General features: G+C 59.4%; 19 protein-coding genes. 18 read left to right on the top strand and 1 reads right to left on the bottom strand.

Annotation, left to right across the window (positions count from 1 at the left end; genetic code table 11):
• Positions 1–389 precede the first annotated feature (389 nt).
• The 4 genes from C6W55_RS05620 to ndk are packed head-to-tail and all read left to right on the top strand — an operon-like array spanning position 390 to position 3,320.
• Positions 390–1,046, top strand: a complete 657-nt coding sequence (locus C6W55_RS05620; RefSeq protein WP_015253557.1) for a helix-turn-helix transcriptional regulator — start codon at positions 390–392, stop codon at positions 1,044–1,046.
• A gap of 17 nt (positions 1,047–1,063) precedes the next feature.
• Positions 1,064–1,891 carry a pyruvate, water dikinase regulatory protein gene (locus C6W55_RS05615; protein ID WP_041854100.1) on the top strand — a complete coding sequence of 276 codons (828 nt, stop codon included), beginning with the start codon at positions 1,064–1,066 and terminating at the stop codon, positions 1,889–1,891.
• Positions 1,892–1,901: 10 nt separating this feature from the next.
• The gene (gene glpX, locus C6W55_RS05610; protein ID WP_286891834.1) at positions 1,902–2,864 is read left to right on the top strand and encodes a class II fructose-bisphosphatase; all 963 of its coding nucleotides are present in this window, start codon (positions 1,902–1,904) and stop codon (positions 2,862–2,864) included.
• A 57-nt stretch (positions 2,865–2,921) separates the two neighbouring features.
• Entirely contained in the window at positions 2,922–3,320 is a 399-nt protein-coding gene (gene ndk, locus C6W55_RS05605; RefSeq protein WP_015253560.1) for a nucleoside-diphosphate kinase, read from the top strand.
• Between the two features lie 45 nt (positions 3,321–3,365).
• Here the strand turns inward: ndk and C6W55_RS05600 are convergent, their stop codons facing one another.
• Positions 3,366–4,364 carry a LacI family DNA-binding transcriptional regulator gene (locus C6W55_RS05600; protein ID WP_015253561.1) on the bottom strand — a complete coding sequence of 333 codons (999 nt, stop codon included), beginning with the start codon at positions 4,362–4,364 and terminating at the stop codon, positions 3,366–3,368.
• A gap of 224 nt (positions 4,365–4,588) precedes the next feature.
• On the opposite strand from C6W55_RS05600, the gene C6W55_RS05595 reads away from it, so the two are divergent.
• From C6W55_RS05595 to C6W55_RS05530, 14 genes are all read left to right on the top strand, one after another.
• Complete coding sequence (locus tag C6W55_RS05595; RefSeq protein ID WP_015253564.1) at positions 4,589–5,971, top strand: ABC transporter substrate-binding protein; 1,383 nt, start codon at positions 4,589–4,591, stop codon at positions 5,969–5,971.
• A gap of 58 nt (positions 5,972–6,029) precedes the next feature.
• Positions 6,030–6,911, top strand: coding sequence for a carbohydrate ABC transporter permease (locus C6W55_RS05590; RefSeq protein WP_286891831.1), 882 nt, complete (start codon positions 6,030–6,032; stop codon positions 6,909–6,911).
• Positions 6,908–7,741, top strand: coding sequence for a carbohydrate ABC transporter permease (locus tag C6W55_RS05585; RefSeq protein ID WP_286891830.1), 834 nt, complete (start codon positions 6,908–6,910; stop codon positions 7,739–7,741). Before C6W55_RS05590 ends, C6W55_RS05585 begins: the two co-directional genes overlap by 4 nt.
• 39 nt (positions 7,742–7,780) lie before the next feature.
• Positions 7,781–9,250 (top strand): glycoside hydrolase family 32 protein, encoded by a 1,470-nt coding sequence (locus C6W55_RS05580; RefSeq protein ID WP_286891829.1) that lies wholly within the window; start codon positions 7,781–7,783, stop codon positions 9,248–9,250.
• A gap of 160 nt (positions 9,251–9,410) precedes the next feature.
• The gene (locus C6W55_RS05575) at positions 9,411–9,701 is read left to right on the top strand and encodes a hypothetical protein (protein ID WP_286891828.1); all 291 of its coding nucleotides are present in this window, start codon (positions 9,411–9,413) and stop codon (positions 9,699–9,701) included.
• Between the two features lie 127 nt (positions 9,702–9,828).
• Positions 9,829–9,951 (top strand): sporulation protein YjcZ, encoded by a 123-nt coding sequence (locus tag C6W55_RS05570; RefSeq protein WP_286891827.1) that lies wholly within the window; start codon positions 9,829–9,831, stop codon positions 9,949–9,951.
• A gap of 242 nt (positions 9,952–10,193) precedes the next feature.
• Positions 10,194–10,886 carry a DUF2461 domain-containing protein gene (locus tag C6W55_RS05565; protein WP_015253570.1) on the top strand — a complete coding sequence of 231 codons (693 nt, stop codon included), beginning with the start codon at positions 10,194–10,196 and terminating at the stop codon, positions 10,884–10,886.
• Positions 10,887–10,941: 55 nt separating this feature from the next.
• Positions 10,942–11,514 carry a copper amine oxidase N-terminal domain-containing protein gene (locus tag C6W55_RS05560; RefSeq protein ID WP_015253571.1) on the top strand — a complete coding sequence of 191 codons (573 nt, stop codon included), beginning with the start codon at positions 10,942–10,944 and terminating at the stop codon, positions 11,512–11,514.
• Complete coding sequence (locus tag C6W55_RS05555; protein ID WP_157373504.1) at positions 11,439–11,720, top strand: hypothetical protein; 282 nt, start codon at positions 11,439–11,441, stop codon at positions 11,718–11,720. Before C6W55_RS05560 ends, C6W55_RS05555 begins: the two co-directional genes overlap by 76 nt.
• A 579-nt stretch (positions 11,721–12,299) precedes the next feature.
• Positions 12,300–13,481: a CpaE/TadZ family protein gene (locus C6W55_RS05550; RefSeq protein WP_286891826.1), complete on the top strand. Its 1,182-nt coding sequence runs from the start codon at positions 12,300–12,302 to the stop codon at positions 13,479–13,481.
• Positions 13,417–14,733: a TadA family conjugal transfer-associated ATPase gene (locus tag C6W55_RS05545; protein ID WP_052835809.1), complete on the top strand. Its 1,317-nt coding sequence runs from the start codon at positions 13,417–13,419 to the stop codon at positions 14,731–14,733. The genes C6W55_RS05550 and C6W55_RS05545 overlap by 65 nt, the downstream gene beginning before the upstream one ends.
• Positions 14,726–15,550 carry a type II secretion system F family protein gene (locus C6W55_RS05540; protein ID WP_015253575.1) on the top strand — a complete coding sequence of 275 codons (825 nt, stop codon included), beginning with the start codon at positions 14,726–14,728 and terminating at the stop codon, positions 15,548–15,550. The genes C6W55_RS05545 and C6W55_RS05540 overlap by 8 nt, the downstream gene beginning before the upstream one ends.
• 15 nt (positions 15,551–15,565) lie before the next feature.
• On the top strand, positions 15,566–16,429 hold the full coding sequence (locus C6W55_RS05535; RefSeq protein ID WP_015253576.1) for a type II secretion system F family protein: 864 nt from the start codon (positions 15,566–15,568) through the stop codon (positions 16,427–16,429).
• Positions 16,430–16,458: 29 nt separating this feature from the next.
• Entirely contained in the window at positions 16,459–16,668 is a 210-nt protein-coding gene (locus C6W55_RS05530) for a Flp1 family type IVb pilin (protein WP_015253577.1), read from the top strand.
• The last annotated feature ends 38 nt before the right edge of the window (positions 16,669–16,706 follow it).

Raw genomic sequence — 16,706 nt, 5'->3', positions numbered from 1 at the left:
AAAGTGCTGCATAGGAGCCTCCTCCTTTGAGGGTGTTTTTTTGCCAAATTCCACTCTACCAAAGGAGAGGCTCTCTTTCTATGTCCGCTTTTTCCAATCTTTACCCCAACGCTAATTTTACTCTAACGCAGCCCGGCTGACAGAAGGCGAGGGAAGCGAGACGCAGAATTGACGTCAGCAGGCGAGGAAGACGCGAAACGGTCGGCAGAATAAAGAGTTAGGAGGACGGACCGGAGCGGAAGGTGCGAATGGCTCGGCAGTGTGCGAGATGGATGGTTCAAGCCGGCCAGCAGAAGGCGGGATTGGGGACGGCTAACCGTATATATTGTACCATATTTCATAATGTGATAATCTATTTCACGGAAATATGATGTTATAAAAAGGTTGTGTTGGCCATCGAACTGACTGCGAGACAATCGGAGATCGTGCGGCTTGTGGAAAGGCATGCGCCGATCACGGGCGAGCAGCTCGCCGGCATGCTGGGCGTCAGCCGGCCGACGCTTCGCTCCGACCTGGCGCTGCTCGTCATGCTCGGCCTGATCGACGCGAAGCCGAAGGTCGGCTACTTCCCGGGCCCGGCCCGGACCGCCCGGACCGCCTCGCAAGGGCTGGCCGGCTGTAAAGTGAAAGATGTCATGGCCGTTCCGGTCAGCGTCGGCGAGCACAGCTCGGTGCACGACGCTGTGGTCGCGCTGTTCACCGAGAACGTCGAGGAACTGATCGTCGTCGACCGCGAGCAGCGGTTCACGGGCATCGTAACGGCCAAAGATTTGCTGAAAGTGACGGTCGGCGGAGCCGACGCCTCGGCGTTTCCGGTCAGCCTCGTCATGACCCGGGTGCCGAACGTCGTGACCGTATCGCCGGAGGATGACGCGGCCGAAGCGCTGCGTCTGATGTTCGCCCATGAGCTTGACTGCCTTCCGGTGGTCCGCGAACGGAACGGGGTGCGCGAAGCGGCCGGCCGCGTGACGGTCCGGCACATCGCCGGCCTGCTCGCCGGAAGCCTGCAGCCGCCGGCGCCGCATGAAGGAGGCAGAAGTTGGTGACGGAACCGGAGAACGAGATGAACCCGAAGATCATTTACATTTGTTCGGACGGCGTCGGCGAGACGGCGGAGGCGGTGGCGAAAGCGACGATCCGCCAGTTTGACGGCGGCAGCGTGCGGCTGAAACGGTGCGCCCCGATCAAGGATGAGGATGAGATCGTCCGCATCACGGAGGAAGCGGCACGGACGGGCGGATTCATCGCCTTTACGCTGGTGCAGCCCGAGCTGCGCGAGATGATGCGCGAGGAAGCGGGCAGGCGCGGCGTCCGCGCGGTGGACGTGCTCGGGCCGATGATGCAGGCGTACATCGACACGTTCAACGGATCGCCGCGGAGCGAACCGGGACTGCTGCATACGCTCGACGAGGATTATTTCAAGCGGATCGAGGCGGTGGAGTTCGCGATCCGGTTCGACGACGGCAAAGATTTCCGCGGCCTGCTCCAGGCCGAAGTCATCCTGATCGGCGTGTCGCGCACGTCGAAAACGCCGCTCAGCGTCTACCTGGCGCACAAAGGCATCCGCACGGCGAACCTGCCGCTCGTGCCGGAAGTCCGGCCGCCCGCGGAACTGGTCGAGAATCCGGCCGGCGCGCTGATCGTCGGCCTCATGATGGAGCCGGAGAGGCTCGCCGGCATCCGCGGCTCACGGCTTCGCGAACTGGGCTTGCCCGGCGGCGTGTCCTACGTGTCGATTGAACGGATTCGCGAAGAACTCGCGTATGCCCGGTCGATCATGGAGGAAATCGGCTGCCCCGTCATCGACGTCACCCATCGCTCCATCGAGGAAACGGCGGCCATCATTGTGAGGATGATGCATGAAGCGCAGGAAAAACGGCAAAACCGTTAGGAGGAAGGGCATGGAAAGGGAACTCGCGCTGGAACTTGTCCGCGTGACCGAGCTTGCGGCGCTGTCCGCCGCCCCGTGGATGGGACGGGGCGACAAGAATGCGGCGGACGGCGCGGCGACGGAAGCGATGCGGCGCATGTTCGACTCCGTCGCGATCCGGGGTACGGTCGTCATCGGCGAGGGCGAGATGGATGAAGCGCCGATGCTCTATATCGGTGAGAAGCTCGGCGACGGCACCGGGCCGGAAGTCGACATCGCGGTCGATCCGCTCGAAGGCACGGAGATCGTCGCGAAAGGGCTGAACAATGCCATGTCCGTCCTGGCGGTGGCGGGCAAAGGACAGCTCCTGCACGCGCCGGACATGTACATGGAGAAACTCGCGGTCGGCCCCGCGCTCGCCGGCAAGCTCAGCCTGCGCGATCCGGCGCGCACGACGGTGGAGAAAGCGGCGCTCGCGCTGGGCAAGCCGCTGTCGGATCTCACCGTCATGATGCTGGATCGCCCGCGGCACGCCGCGCTGGTTGAGGAACTCCGGAATGCCGGCGTCCGGATCAAGTTTCTGTCCGATGGCGATGTCGCCGGGGCTATCGCTCCCTGTTTTCCCGAGACCGGGATCGACCTGTACATCGGTTCGGGCGGCGCGCCGGAAGGCGTGCTCGCCGCAGCGGCGATCAAATGTCTCGGCGGCGAGCTGCAAGGCCGGCTGATGATCGAGGATGACGCGCAATGTGAGCGCTGCGTCGCGATGGGACTCGATGATCCGCGCCGGATTCTCGGGATGAACGACATGGTGGGCGACGGGGACGTCATTTTTGCCGCAACGGGCGTGACGCCCGGTGAATTTCTCGGCGGCGTCCGGTATCTCGAAGGCGGCCGCGCCGAGACGCATTCGATGGTCATGCGCGGGAAGACGCAGACCATCCGGTTCATCCGGTCGCTGCACATGCTCAAGAACAAGCCGCTGCTCAGATGAACGGGATGCCCGGGCATCCTTAAGCAAACGACCGCAGCATAGAGGTGGGAATACGGCATGGAACGGACATTCGTCATGGTGAAGCCGGACGGTTTCAGGAGGGGACTGGTCGGCGAGATCGTCAGCCGGCTCGAACGGAAAGGGCTGACACTTCGGGAAGCGCGGGTGCTCACCCTGACGCGGAAGCTTGCGGAGGAGCACTATCGGGAGCATCGGGACAAAAAGTTTTTCGGCGAACTGGTCGACTTCATCACGTCCGGCCCCGTATTCGCAAGCGTGTGGGAAGGGCCCGATTCCGTCGCGATCGCGCGGCGCGTCATCGGCAGCACGAACCCGGCCGAGGCCGCGCCCGGCACGATCCGCGGCGACTTCGGTCTCACCGTGGACAGCAACATCGTGCACGGTTCGGATTCGCCGGCCAGCGCGGAGCGGGAGATCGGCCTGTTCTTCGGATGAAAAGATTCAAGCAGCTGCGGCAGCCGCAAGGCTGCCGCTTTGTTTTCAGATTCGCCGATGGTTGGAGCTTTTGCGCGTCATAAGTGTCGGTTCCAGCTGGATGCTGACAATGTCGGGAGAAAGTTTTTCTTCAATTCGGTTGATCAGCAGTTCCAGCGAGGTGGACACCATGTCTTCGATCGGCTGATGGATGCTGGAGATGCCCATGATCTTCGACAAATACGTATCGTCGAAGCCGATCACGCTGATATCTTCCGGAACTTTCAGCCCGCGTTCCTCAATCAGTTTGATGCATTCCAGGGCGACGATGTCGTTTTCGGTGAACACACAGGTGAAAGGGAACGTCTCGAACTGCCGGAAGTGCCGTTCGATACCTTGACGCACGAGAAAATTGTCGTTGGACGTCTGTTCGAGTTCAAATACCCGGACATCCGAAACGGGAAGCTGATGCTCATACAACACACTGGCGAAACCGAGATACTTCTCGTCATCGGATTTCCCGATATAGGCGAAGGAGGTATGGCCGGCTTTGATGAAACTTGCGGCCGCCAATTTCCCGGCTTTCATGTGATCGATGGCCACGCTGTCCAGCGAGCTTACCGTCTGCGTGATGGACACGACGGGGATGGGCAGCTTGCTGAGCCGTTCCAGATTGTAGCTTCCGGTGGGAACGATGACGCATCCGTCGATTTGCCTGGTGAGGAAGTTCTGGATGTTCTCCCACTCCAGGATCGGGTTGTGCTTGGAATTGTGCAGAATGATGTTGTAGCCCAGCTTCCGCGCCTTGTCCTCCAGATGGTCGACCAGCTCGACGAAATAGGGATTGTACATTTCGGACACGCTGACCCCGATCAGCTTCGACTGATTGCGCTTCAACGTTTGGGCGGTCTGATTCGGCACGTATCCGACCTCTTCAATCACCTTCAAAACCCTCGCCGCCAGTTCCTCATTAACGTCGGGGTTTCCGTTGATGACGCGCGAGACCGTCGCCTGCGACACATTGGCCAGACGGGCGATCTCCTTCATCGTGATTCTTTTCTTCACGTCGGCCTCCAGGACCCTGTATTGTTCCGTTCCGAATGGTTAAAACTATCATAGCATATTAATTTCATTCTATCATAAGAATACGATTTCCGAAGATAAAAATCAATTTAATCAGCAAATTATTTTATTGTTGACAGCGATTACAGCGTCTTATATGATTACTTTCAGAATACGTATTCTCAATTTATTCTGGTTTTTTCTCACTAATTCTCACGGAGGGGCGTATGAAAAAGAAACTCGTGTTGCTCGTCGGTCTGATTGCCTTGGTGCTGCTTGCGGGATGCAGCGGCGGGGGGAACGGCAAGAAGGACACCATCGTAGTCTGGACGCAAGCGTCCGCGGACACGCCGGAGGGGAAAATGTTTGCCGATCGCGTGGCGAAATACAATGAACTGCATCCGGACAAACCGAAGGTCGAGATTCAGAACATTACGCGGGCCGGTGCCGGCTCCGGTTACATCGACAAATTGAACGCCGCCATTACCGCCGGCGACATGCCCGACATCTTCACGCTGGACGGTCCGGACGTGGCCGCCTACGCGGACGCGGGGGTCATCGGCGAAGTGGGCTCCTATCTGAGCGAAGGATTTGCCGAAGGATTTACCGCTTCGATCCTGGAGCAAGGCACGGTTGACGGCAAGCTGTATGCGCTCGGCTATTCGGATTCGGCCGTCGTCGTGATGTACAACGAAGACATGATCAATGCCCTGCCGGATGACATCAAAGCCAAAATTCCGGCTCCCGATGAAGACTGGACCTGGGATGAGCTGCTGGAACTGGCCCGCGACATCGATCAATACGCCTCGGAGAGCAACGATCCGGCCTTTGAAAAGTACGCGGTTGCCTTGAGCACGCTGCTGACGGATGTGGCAAGCGGCGTGTATGAGACCGGCACGTATTATTTCACGCCGCTCGTCTGGTCGAACGGTTCGAACATTGTGGCCGACGACGGCTTGACGGTTGACGGGGTGCTGAACGGCCCCGAGACGCTGGAAGCGATGACGAAATATGCCCGGCTGTTCGCGGGGGATCGTCCGCTGGCCAGCGCGGCGGAGCCCGAGAAGGCCTTCCATTCCGGACAGGCTGCCATGGCTGTCGCAGGCTTCTGGTACGTCAACGAGCTCACGGGCAATTACCCCGATCTGAAATTCAGATCGCTCCGCTATCCGAAAATGAACGGGGAATTTGACGGTCTCTATACGCCGTCGGGCAGCTGGGCCTTCGTCAGAAGCGCGAACATCCCCGAGGAGCGCATTCCGCAGGTCGTCGAAGTGATGGAATGGCTGACCAATGATGAAGCTTCGCGGGAATATTTCACGAAGAACGGCTCCATTCCGACCCGGATCAACGCCATCGATGTGATCGACACCAATACGGACAACCCGTATTTCAACGAAGCATGGAAAGTGATGCAATATCAGGTCCAGCATACGAACAAGGCGCGTCCGGTTTCCGTGGGGTATCCGTACCTGTCCGAGACATTCGCGAAGGACGTCCTGCTCAAAATCGCCCAAAACAAGACAACCGATGAAGCAACCATCCAGACCTACCTGAACGACGCGGTCAAAAAGATCGATCAGGAATTTGCGAAGTACAAAAAAGGATAACCCGGAATTGGCGAGGTTCCATCCTCGCCACTATCTTTGACGGGGGTGAAAAGGGCAAATGTTCAAGCAGTACAAATGGCAGGAAGTCGTCACGGCCTATGCGTTCCTTCTCATGGCGCTGCTTCTGGCCGTGTTGTTCATCGTGCTGCCGATCGGCAAGGCGATCAACTACAGCTTTACGGACTATTACCTGCTGAAGCCGCATGAGCGGCAATTCATCGGACTCGACAATTACCAGCGGATCTTCACCGACGACCTGTTTCGCAAGACCTTCCTCAACACGGTCAAGTTCGTCGTGTTCGTGGTGCCGATTCAGTTGACGATGGCGCTGGTGCTGGCGCTCATCGTGAACAGGAAAGTCAAGGGCGTCGGGTTTTTTCGCACCGCGTATTTCTCCCCGGCCGTGCTGTCGCTTGTCGTCATCTCCATTTTGTGGACGGTGCTGCTGAATCCCAATTCGGGGCTGATCAACGAGGTGCTGACGGCGTTGGGGCTGTCTCCCCAGCCTTTCCTGACCAGCAGCTCGCAAGCGATGTACACCATCGTCATGATTTCGGCGTGGTCGGGCTGCGGCTATCAGATGATGATTTTCCTTGCGGGGCTCTCGAACATTGATTCCAGCCAATATGAGGCGGCGGAACTGGACGGCTGCGGCTCGCTGCGCAAGTTCCGGTACATCACGCTGCCGGGCCTGAAGCCGATTACGATGTTCCTCGTCATCACCACGACCATCCAGGCGTTCAAGCTCATCGTGCAGCCCATGGTCATGACGGGAGGCGGCCCGGATTACGCCACGATGACGATTCTGCAGTACATCTACGAATACGGCTATCGCCACCGCAACATCGGGTATGCGAGTGCGATCACGGTGGTATTCACTGTTTTCCTCATCGTCGTTTCCGTCCTCATCAAGAAGCTCTTTCGGGAGGAAAAAGCGTGAAGGTCATCAGGAAAACGGCTTTTTATATCGTCGCCTCTCTCATCGCGCTTCAATTTCTCGTTCCCATGGTGTGGATGATCCTGTCGTCTTTCAAAATCGACAGTGTCATCTACCGGGACATCTCGACCATCTATGCCGTGGTTCCGAGATTCGGGGATCTGACTCTGAAATCCTATCAGGAACTGTTGTCCATGTACAATGTGTTCCGGAATGTGCTCAACAGCCTGATATACGCGTCCGTTACGGTGCTGGCGGGCCTGACCGTCAATTCGCTGGCGGGCTACGCGCTGGCCAGGTTTCATTTTCCGTTCAAGAACGCCATATTGTTGTTTATCATCGCGCTCATGATTGTGCCCGTCGAGGCCATTATTCTGCCGCTCTATCTGGTCGTGCATGAACTCGGGATGATCAATACGCTTGCCGGCTACCTGATCCCGTTCTTCGTCAATGTCATGAACATCTTCCTGTTCAGACAGCACTTCCTGTCCTTCCCGGAGGAGCTCATCGAGGCGGCCAAGGTGGACGGCCTGACGGAATTCGGGAGCTACTGGAGAATCGTCGTTCCGGCCAGCCTCCCCATGTTTGTGTCCGTCGGGATTTTGACCTTCATCGGTTCCTGGAACGACTTTCTGTGGCCGGTCATGGCGATCACAAAATCGGATCTCATGCCCGTGCAGGTGGCGCTCAACGCGATTTTCAGCGACACGTACAACATTTTCACAAGCCACATGATGGCGGCGCTGACCATTGTGACGATTCCCATCATCGTGTTGTACGCCCTCTTTCAGAGACATATCATCGAAGGCGCAATACGGAGCGGCATCAAGTAAGTCTTGCAGCATAGCGAAAAACAATGGGAGTGGGAGATCATGCTGTCCAAACTCGAAGCGGCAAATCAATATATCCGGCAACACAGACATCGCGTCACCAACCGGCCGCATTTTCACTTTGCGGCGGAAATCGGCTGGATCAACGATCCGAACGGATTCATCTATCACAATGGCGAGTATCATCTGTTTTATCAATACAACCCGTATTCCACCAGGTGGAGCGACATGCACTGGGGGCACGCGACCACGACGGATTTTGTCCGCTGGAACTACAAGCCGGTCGCGCTGGCCAATGACCGGCCTTATGATGCGAACGGCTGCTTTTCGGGAAGCGCCATTGAGAAAGACGGCAAGCTGCATTTGCTCTATACCGGACATGTGGTCGGGGAGGATGGGCAGGTCGTCCAGCGGCAGTGCCTTGCCGTATCGGAGGACGGCGTGCATTTCGAGAAGCACCCCGGCAATCCCGTCATCGGCGAAAAAGAGCTGCCGGAACGCTACATGTTGTGCGATTTCAGGGACCCGAAAGTGTGGAAGGAAAAAGACAGCTATTATTGCGTGCTGGCGGTGCGGAACGAGAAGCGCCGCGGCGAAATCGTTATGTTCGAATCGAAGGATTTGGTCAAGTGGCGGTTTCATTCCTCGATCTACCAGACAGCCGAAGAGCAGAACATGCTCCTGGAATGTCCGGACTTGTTTCATCTGGACGGGAAAGATGTGCTGATTTTCTCCGTCATGCCGTGCGATCCCGAGTATGCCGGGCAGGTGACGCATCATGTCGCCTATGCCATCGGGACGCTGGATTACGGCACGGGCAGGTTTGAGGTGGAAAGTCAGGGCTTTCTGGACGAAGGCCCGAGCTTCTACGCGCCCCAAACCGCCTGCGGCCCGAACGGCGAACGCATTTTGATCGGGTGGATGCAAAGCTGGAGCCAGGGCGGGTTGCCCGAAGCATTTGCATTCAACGGCATGATGTCGATCCCGAGACGGCTCGCGGTCGAGGATCGGAAGCTGCTGCAGAAGCCGTTCCTGCCGTTCGGGGATCATTTTGCGCTGCAGGCTTGCGGAGATGTGGGCTTGTCTTCCGGTCGGGAGCAGGTCGTGCTGGAGGGCCGCTCGGGCCATATCCTGCTGGAGCTGAGCAAATCGGAGCTGGACGAACTGAAGGGGAATGTCCTGACATTCCATCTGCAGAGGAAGGGCGATCAGGCGATCACAGTGGAACTGGACGCCGCGGCGGAGCAGATCTCCGTTCGCTCCGGTTATGCGGACGGCCGGGATTATCGGTTGGATGTCCGGGTGGACGAGGAGCTTGTGCTCGAGCTTTTTGTGGACTTGTACTCTCTGGAAGTGTTTATCAACCGCGGCGAAAAGGTGTTCACCGTAACCTCCTACGCTGCCAAAGGGTCCTTATCGACCGTCTCCGCCGCGCAACCTGTCAGATTGGGGAAGCTGGAAAGCCGTGTGTTTTGCCATGGCGGGTCAGGCGGAAGTGTCCGTCCGTTGTGACCGTAACCGCATAGAAGCGGATTGCATATTGCGGCGGCCTGCGGGCTGCCGTACATTTTTTGGCGCTTGTACATCGTTGTCCATGCAGGCTCGGCCGCGGTTGCATACGTTATGATACGCGCGGCCAAAGCTGCGCCTGAAGGGAGGAGGCGCGAAGAGCATGGCAGTAAAGAAGGATCAGGTACGGAAGCTGATCGGCCGGGAGATTTACGCGCTCAAGAAAGACGGCTCGATCGTCTCCGGCAAGCTGGTCGGCATCCGCGGCAACCGGCTGATGCTGGAACAGCCGCGCGGCAAGGCGCAAGTGAAAGGCCTTCTGCCGCTCGTGCTGTTCGATCTGCTGGCGATCGGGTCGTCGCCGTATGAATTCGGCGGGTTCGGCGGACCGTTCTACGGTCCCGGCTTTGGTTCGTTTTACGGACCTTACGGCGGCGGCGGGTTCTTCTGGTAACGGCCGGCTTCATCGATCCATCCAGGGCAGACGCGGGATGCGTCTGCCTATTTTATCTTTCTGCCCAATAGTGTTGAGGGACGGGTGCATAGGATAACGCAGTCCGACCGGAAGGAGGTGCTTGCGGATGGGTTACCCTGGCGGTTACGGCGGAGGCGGCTTCGGCGGTCACGGGCTGTTCACGAGCACGGGTGTGATTCTCGTCCTTTTCATCTTGCTGGTCATCGTGCTTCGCGGCTGGCTCGTGTAATGACTCGAATAAGCCGAATCTGACGGTCTGGCAATGGCGTGCCAGGAGGAAGCGCCGTCCGTGCGGAGCGACAGCATCCGGTGGCTGCACGGGCGGCGCTTTTATTGCCGGGGTTGATGAAAATTATTACATAATATATATTTGATGCTATACAAAGCGATCGTATGTTCGTATTGGTGCGGATTCGCATTGAGGCTGCGGGACCTGAATGGCAGAAGGAATTGCAAAAGGAGGTTGTTCAAATGGGTGCGTTTCGCGGTTTTACCGAACAGACGCTCCAATTTTTGCGCGACGTGCGGGAGCAGAACTCCAAGGAGTGGTTTGAACAGAACCGTCCGGTTTACGAGCGGGAGCTGCTGGAGCCGATGCGCGACCTGGCGGCCGACCTGAGCGGCACGATGCTGACCATCGATCCGCAGCTGGAGACGCGGCCCGCCGTGGGCAAGACGATCTCGCGCATCCATCGCGACACGCGCTTCTCCAGGGACAAGTCGCTGTACCGCGATGCCATGTGGATTACGTTCAAACGCCGCTCGGGAGAATGGAAGGACGGTCCCGCGTACTTTTTTGAGCTGCGTCCGGACGGCTACCGGTATGGAATGGGATTCTACGCCGCTTCGAAAGACACGATGGACAAGCTCCGCGAATGGATCGACGAGGAGCCGGAACAGTTCCGCCGGACGACGGCTTTCTATGAGCGCCAGCGGACCTTCGTCATCGAAGGGGAATGCTACAAGCGAATCCTCGATGCGAGCAAGCCCGAATCCGTGCTTGAGTGGTACCAGCGCAAAAATATTTACCTTGCCTGCAACCGGGAGATCGACGAGCTGCTGTTCTCTCCGCGTCTTGCGGATGAGGTGGCCTCGGGATTCGAAATGCTCGGCGGGCTCTATCACGCGTTCTGGTACTTGAGAATGCGGGCAGCCGGCGCATGAAGCGCATGCGGTGTTAATATAAGGGAAAATGCATCGGGAGCAAGGAGTGTTCGCGGTGTCGAAGAAAGTGTTTGCAGTGTTCGTCGGAGTGCTCTTCACATTCTGCATCGCCGCCTCCGTTTCCGCGGCCGGCACGGTCAAGCTTTACGCAGAGGGACGACAGATCGAGTCGGAACATCCGCCGCAAATCAAGAAAGATCGGCTGTTCGTTCCGGTCAGCGTCGTGTCCGACGCGCTTCATGTGCCTGTTTCCTGGGACAACCGGACAAAGCAGGCTTCGTTTCAGACCGGCGGCGATTCCTTCGTGTTGACCCTGAACCAAAAAAGCTACACGAAGAATGGCGTAAAGTTCGCGTTGGATGCGGCGCCGTATCTGTACAATGGAAGGCTGTACGTGCCGCTGCGCTTTTTTTCGGAGGCGTGCGGTTATCAAGTGCAGTGGGACGCGAAAACGCAGGCCGTCCATATCAACAAAGGGACACAAAACGCCGTCGATCTGAACGAATTGCAGCGCGTTGCCCTTCCGGAAGGACTGGAGCTGATATCGCATGAATGGTGCCGCTGCCGAACGACACGGGAGAGAAGGAAAAAGCCGGACTGGAAGGCATCACCGTCAGCGTGGTTCTGAAAAACACGGGCGAGTTCGGCATCGACACGGCATCGCTCATGTATGAGATCGGCTCCTTGTCCGGAAAAAGCGAGCCGCAATTAGGCAACATTGCTGCCCATAACCCGGATCTGCCGGATACGGTTGCGCCGGGAGAATCATTGGAGTTCCGCATTTTCGCGACGGCATATGAAGACGAGGCTTTATATCTGGTTATTTCCGTCTGAAGAATGAAAGATGAGGATGTAATCGTCTGTGAAAATGTCACTTGTTAATCCTGTTTCTTGATGCATGGATGGACCGGGGGAATAGCCGTGAAGCAATCGTATGGTCTTGGTGTATTTTTGTTGGTGATCTTCGTCCTCGCGATCTTCGTGGTCCATTCGGATTCCGGCGTCCGACAATCGTTCGAATGGGCTACGACCTATGTGCTTCCGTGGTTGGTCTTCGTTGTCGCCGTCGATTACCTTTATCGAAAGAGGAAATAAGAGGGACAGATGCCCGTATTGGGCGACCGGCTTCAGCACTTACTTATCGGAAGTGCATTCTCATACTTTCCATTTTTCCATTCTGCTTTGGTCAATGATGCGGTCTTCTGTCCCATGGTGACATTATCTCAGAACAGTTATAGGGTGACATTATCACAGAACAACGACATAATAGAAGATGACAATTGACAACAGGGAAAAGACAATGTTAATATAAGTGAAAATTTAATAGATTGGACGAACGGAAGCACCGTTCGCATCAGGCTGCAAGCCTGTGCGGGCGGTGTTTTTTTGTTTGCGTACGAAAGGAGCCGCGGCATGGTACCGATCTATCTTTGCGTTGCGGCGCGGGAAGCGGAATATGTGAGCCGCCTGGCCGACTATGTCCGGCAATCGCCGTACGGCCGCGAATGGCGGGTGACCGGCTTCACGACGGAAGATGCGCTGCACCAATATGTGAAGGCGGGGTATCCCGCGGATCTGCTGCTCGTTGCGCCGGAGTTCGCGGAAGCTGCAGGCGGGCTGCGGCCCGGCGTGCCGATTGCGCTGCTGGTCAAGCGGAGCGGCGAAGCCGGCGCTGATGCCGGCCTGCCGGAAGTCATGCAATATCAACCGATGCCGAACCTGCTCCGGCAGCTTGCAGCGATTCGCGCCGAGCACGGGGTGCCGCGTTCAACGGATGCCGGGAACGGACGCGGGACGCTGGTTGCGGCGGTCTATTCGCCGTCAGGCGGAAGCGGCGTCACGTCGACGGCGCTCTGCATGGCGCATCTGGCGGCCAGGTCGGGCGTGAACGCCTTCTATCTCGACCTGGACCCGTTCGGCGGCGCGGCCCCCGGCAAGGCGGACACGGAGGGCGGGCTGCCGGAGATGCTGTACGCTCTGCAGGCAAGGCCGGCGGAAGCGGCAGGCTTGTTTGAACGGCTGCGGACGCACGATGCGCAGCTGGGCATCGACCGGTTTCCCGGCGGCTGTCCGCCGGAAGAGAAACTGGTCTTGAGCGCCGATGCTGCGGGCAAGCTGATCCGGACCGTGGCGGCTTGCCCGGACTATGGCGCGGTCTTCGTCGACCTCGGCTCCGCGCCGACCGAGGCGCATCTGGAAATTTTCATCCAATCGGCCGCGATTTTCTGGCTCGTGCCGGATCATGCGGCCGGCTTGCTCAAGGCCGAAGCGGCGCTCGGGTTTTTCCGGCGCCGCCATCCGGACCGGTTCGCGGAAGCGGAGCCGCGCATCCGCTTTGTCGCGGCCCGCGCGGGCCAGACCGGCGTGTCCCGCGCGGCGGCAGGACTGCGCTTTGCCGGCCGGCTGCCGGAGGTGCCGCAGCTGCACGGCGCGGGCCGGCCGGAAGAGGCGGCCAGGTCGCCCGTGCTGCTGGGCGCATGTCTGGGGCTCCTCGGCGCGACGGGATGGAAACCGGAAGGGGGGATGCCGGATGATCGGGGATCACGAGGTGCGCATGCTTCGGGAACGGGTCCGAAGCAGGATCAATATGCATGAGGAGTTGAGCGATGAGCGGCTGACGAACATCATCGAATCGGTCGTCTTCGAATGGGCCAGGGACAAACCGCTCACCGCAGCGGACAAGCATCAGGCGGTCAGAAGGCTGTTCCACGCCTTCCGCGGGCTCGACCTGCTGCAGCCGCTCATGGACGACCCGACTGTGACGGAAATCATGATCAACGGGCATGAGCACATCTTCATCGAACGCAGCGGCCGCATCATGCGATATCCGGGTGCGTTCGAGAGCCGCGAACGGCTGGAAGAGCTGATCCAGACGATCGTCGGCAGCGTCAACCGCGCCGTGAACGAGACGAATCCGATCGTCGACGCGCGGCTCATGGACGGCTCGCGGGTCCATGTCGTGCTGCCGCCGGTGTCGATCCGCGGGCCGACGGTCACGATCCGCAAGTTTCCGGAGCGGCCGATGCTGATGGTCGACCTTATCGCCCGCGGGTCGCTGACGGAAGAAGCGGCGGACTGGCTGTCCCGGCTTGTCCGCGCGAAGTACAACGTGTTCGTCTGCGGCGGCACCGGGACGGGGAAGACGACGTTTCTGAACGCGCTCGCCCATTGCATACCGGCCGACGAGCGGATCGTCACGATCGAGGATTCCGCGGAACTGCAAATCTCCGGCATTCCGAACCTCGTCTCGCTCGAGACGCGCAACGCCAATCCGGAGGGCCGCGGCGAGATTCCGATCCGCGCGCTGGTGAAAGCTTCGCTCCGCATGCGGCCCGACCGGATCATCGTCGGCGAAGTGCGCGGCGGCGAAGCCCTGGACATGCTTCAGGCGATGAACACCGGTCATGACGGCTCGATGTCGACTGGGCATGGCAACAGCCCGCGCGACATGCTTTCCAGGCTGGAGTCGATGGTGCTGTCCCAGGCGGATCTGCCGCTGGCGGTCGTCCGCAATCAGATCGCGTCGGGCATTGACCTGCTCATCCATCTGACCCGGCTGGTCGACGGAAGACGGTGCGTATCGGAGATCGTGGAAATGGCCGGCATAAGAGGCGGAGAATACGAGCTGAATGTGCTCTTTACCCGCGGTCTCGGCGATGCGGAAGACCGGCGCGATGGGAAACGGAATGAAGCGGGAGAACTTCGCCGGACGGGGAACCCGCTGATCCGCGCCCGCAAGCTGCGGCTGGCCGGCATCGCCGACCCGTCCCGCGGCGCATCTCCGCCGGAAGCAGCGGAGCAGCAAGCCGGAGATGCGGCGCCGGAGGAGGCGGGTCAATATGCGTGATGCCGCCCGGGTAATGAGCGCTGCGGCAGCGCGGGAACGGAAACGATCCCATGCAGGCGGACGAAAGACCGGGGGACGGCCGGCCTCGGCCGTCAGGCTTGCGGGTTGGCGGCGGAAGGCCGTTGCGGCAGCCGGAATGGCGGCAGCCGGACTTGCCGCTGGGCTGTACTACCAGTCGCTGTGGGCAGGCCTGCTGTTCGCGCCGCTCGGCCTGTACGCGCCGTCCATGACCGAGCGGGAACTGGAGAACCGGCGACGACGCAGGCTGAGAGAGCAATTCAAAGAGGCGCTGCATTGCCTGGTCACATCGCTGTCGGCCGGACGCTCCCTCGAGAATGCGTTTTTGGCGGTGCCGGATGAGCTGAACATTCTCTATCCGGACCCGAGGACCGCGATCCGCCGTGAATTTGAGTTGATCCGGATCGGCATCGTCAACGGGGCGCGCCTGGAAGACGAGCTCCGCCGATTCGCGGATCGTGCCGGGCTCGGGGAAGCCGCGCGGCTCGCCGAAGTCATCGCCGTCGCGAAGCGCTCGGGCGGAGACATGGCGGCCATCGTCCGCAGCTCCGCCCAGCTGCTCGGGGAGAAGATGGAGGTCGAGCGGGAGATTGCGGTCATGACCGCCGGCAAGCGTTTCGAGTCCCGATTGATGATGGGGGCGCCGTTCGCTTTCGTCATGCTGCTTGCCGCCATGGCGCCGGATTACATGGCGCCGCTCTACGGCAGCGCCGCCGGGTATGCGATTCTGACCGTCGGGCTGGCGGCGCTGGCGGGATGCGCATGGCTCATCCGCAAATTCATGTCGATTGACGTGTGACGGAGGTGACGGACAATGCGGGTTTTGGCGCTGCTCATCGCCGGCTGCTGGCTGATCATGACGGCGATTCCGCTGCTCCCGGCGCTGCGGGAGGCGCGTGCTGCCGGGCGCAAGAAGCGGGATTGGAAGGACTTGCTCCTCGCCGAACCGGTCGAGCGGCTGATCCTGGAGCGGGTGAGCCGGCTGGCCGCGGTCCAATCGCTGCTTGCCGCCGTACATGCCGACCTGCAGCGGATCAGCGGACGGGCGCCCACGTTCGCGGAATCACGCCGTTATCTGTCGCGCGCGGTTGGAACGGGATTAGCGGCGGCCGGTCTGACAGCTTGCATTGCGCTTGTATCCGGCGCGACGGACGTGCTGCCGGTCGGGTTGGTGGTTGCGGTGCTCCTGCCGGTATCGAACATCCGGTCGCTCAGGCGGCAGGTCGAGGAGCAGCGCCGCACCGTGCTGCGGGAACTTCCCGAACTGCTCTCCGTGCTCATGCTGCTCGTCGGCGCCGGCGAGTCGCTGCAGAACGCGCTGCTTCGCTGCGCCAGGGAAGGGGAAGACGGACATCCGTTGTACCGGGAACTGAAGCGGGCGATGTACGCGATTCAGAACGGCGAATCGTTCCAGCTCGCGATGGACGGGTTCGCGCGGCGGGTCGGCGTCCAGGAAGCGTCCGTCCTGACGTCGGCGCTGCTGCTTCAATACCGGAAAGGCGGTTCCGATTTCGTTCACGCCCTGCGGGAACTGTCGTTCAACCTGTGGGAGAAGCGCAAAAGCATCGCAAGAACGAAAGGGGAAGAAGCGGTATCGAAGCTGTCGCTGCCGCTGGTGCTCATTTTCTTCGTGCTGATGTTGATCATCGGATCGCCGGCAATTTTGGGCTTCCAATAAATCTGTAATTTCAACGGGAGGAATGTCTGATGTTGATGTCGCTATGGAATCCGCTGCGCCGCGGTGCCGAGAAGTTGCTGCGCGACGAGGATGGAGCAGGCGTGGTCGAAATGATTATGATCATCGCCGTTGTCATCATCGTGGCGATTATTTTCAGGGATCAGTTGCTCTCCTTTGTAAAGAATTTGATGAACAAAGCGGAAACGACTTCCAATGATATGTTCAATTACAAAAAATAAACGGCCAATCCCGCTCGTTCGATCCGAATCCGGCAGCT

Source organism: Thermobacillus sp., from assembly GCF_003390775.1.
Taxonomy (GTDB): Bacteria; Bacillota; Bacilli; order Paenibacillales; family Paenibacillaceae; genus Thermobacillus; species Thermobacillus xylanilyticus.
The sequence above is the reverse complement of the archived record's forward strand: the minus strand, read 5'-3'. Positions and strand labels throughout refer to the sequence as shown.

What these genes read in the sequence shown, in the direction of transcription:
- C6W55_RS05535 (WP_015253576.1), top strand. Translation starts at nt 15,566, where the DNA reads ATGCGGGTTTTGGCGCTGCTCATCGCCGGCTGCTGGCTGATCATGACG.
- C6W55_RS05555 (WP_157373504.1), top strand. Translation starts at nt 11,439, where the DNA reads ATGGTGCCGCTGCCGAACGACACGGGAGAGAAGGAAAAAGCCGGACTG.
- C6W55_RS05595 (WP_015253564.1), top strand. Translation starts at nt 4,589, where the DNA reads ATGAAAAAGAAACTCGTGTTGCTCGTCGGTCTGATTGCCTTGGTGCTG.
- ndk (WP_015253560.1), top strand. Translation starts at nt 2,922, where the DNA reads ATGGAACGGACATTCGTCATGGTGAAGCCGGACGGTTTCAGGAGGGGA.
- C6W55_RS05575 (WP_286891828.1), top strand. Translation starts at nt 9,411, where the DNA reads ATGGCAGTAAAGAAGGATCAGGTACGGAAGCTGATCGGCCGGGAGATT.
- C6W55_RS05615 (WP_041854100.1), top strand. Translation starts at nt 1,064, where the DNA reads ATGAACCCGAAGATCATTTACATTTGTTCGGACGGCGTCGGCGAGACG.
- C6W55_RS05550 (WP_286891826.1), top strand. Translation starts at nt 12,300, where the DNA reads ATGGTACCGATCTATCTTTGCGTTGCGGCGCGGGAAGCGGAATATGTG.
- C6W55_RS05540 (WP_015253575.1), top strand. Translation starts at nt 14,726, where the DNA reads ATGCGTGATGCCGCCCGGGTAATGAGCGCTGCGGCAGCGCGGGAACGG.
- C6W55_RS05565 (WP_015253570.1), top strand. Translation starts at nt 10,194, where the DNA reads ATGGGTGCGTTTCGCGGTTTTACCGAACAGACGCTCCAATTTTTGCGC.
- C6W55_RS05580 (WP_286891829.1), top strand. Translation starts at nt 7,781, where the DNA reads ATGCTGTCCAAACTCGAAGCGGCAAATCAATATATCCGGCAACACAGA.
- C6W55_RS05545 (WP_052835809.1), top strand. Translation starts at nt 13,417, where the DNA reads ATGATCGGGGATCACGAGGTGCGCATGCTTCGGGAACGGGTCCGAAGC.
- C6W55_RS05530 (WP_015253577.1), top strand. Translation starts at nt 16,459, where the DNA reads ATGTTGATGTCGCTATGGAATCCGCTGCGCCGCGGTGCCGAGAAGTTG.
- C6W55_RS05570 (WP_286891827.1), top strand. Translation starts at nt 9,829, where the DNA reads ATGGGTTACCCTGGCGGTTACGGCGGAGGCGGCTTCGGCGGTCACGGG.
- C6W55_RS05590 (WP_286891831.1), top strand. Translation starts at nt 6,030, where the DNA reads ATGTTCAAGCAGTACAAATGGCAGGAAGTCGTCACGGCCTATGCGTTC.
- glpX (WP_286891834.1), top strand. Translation starts at nt 1,902, where the DNA reads ATGGAAAGGGAACTCGCGCTGGAACTTGTCCGCGTGACCGAGCTTGCG.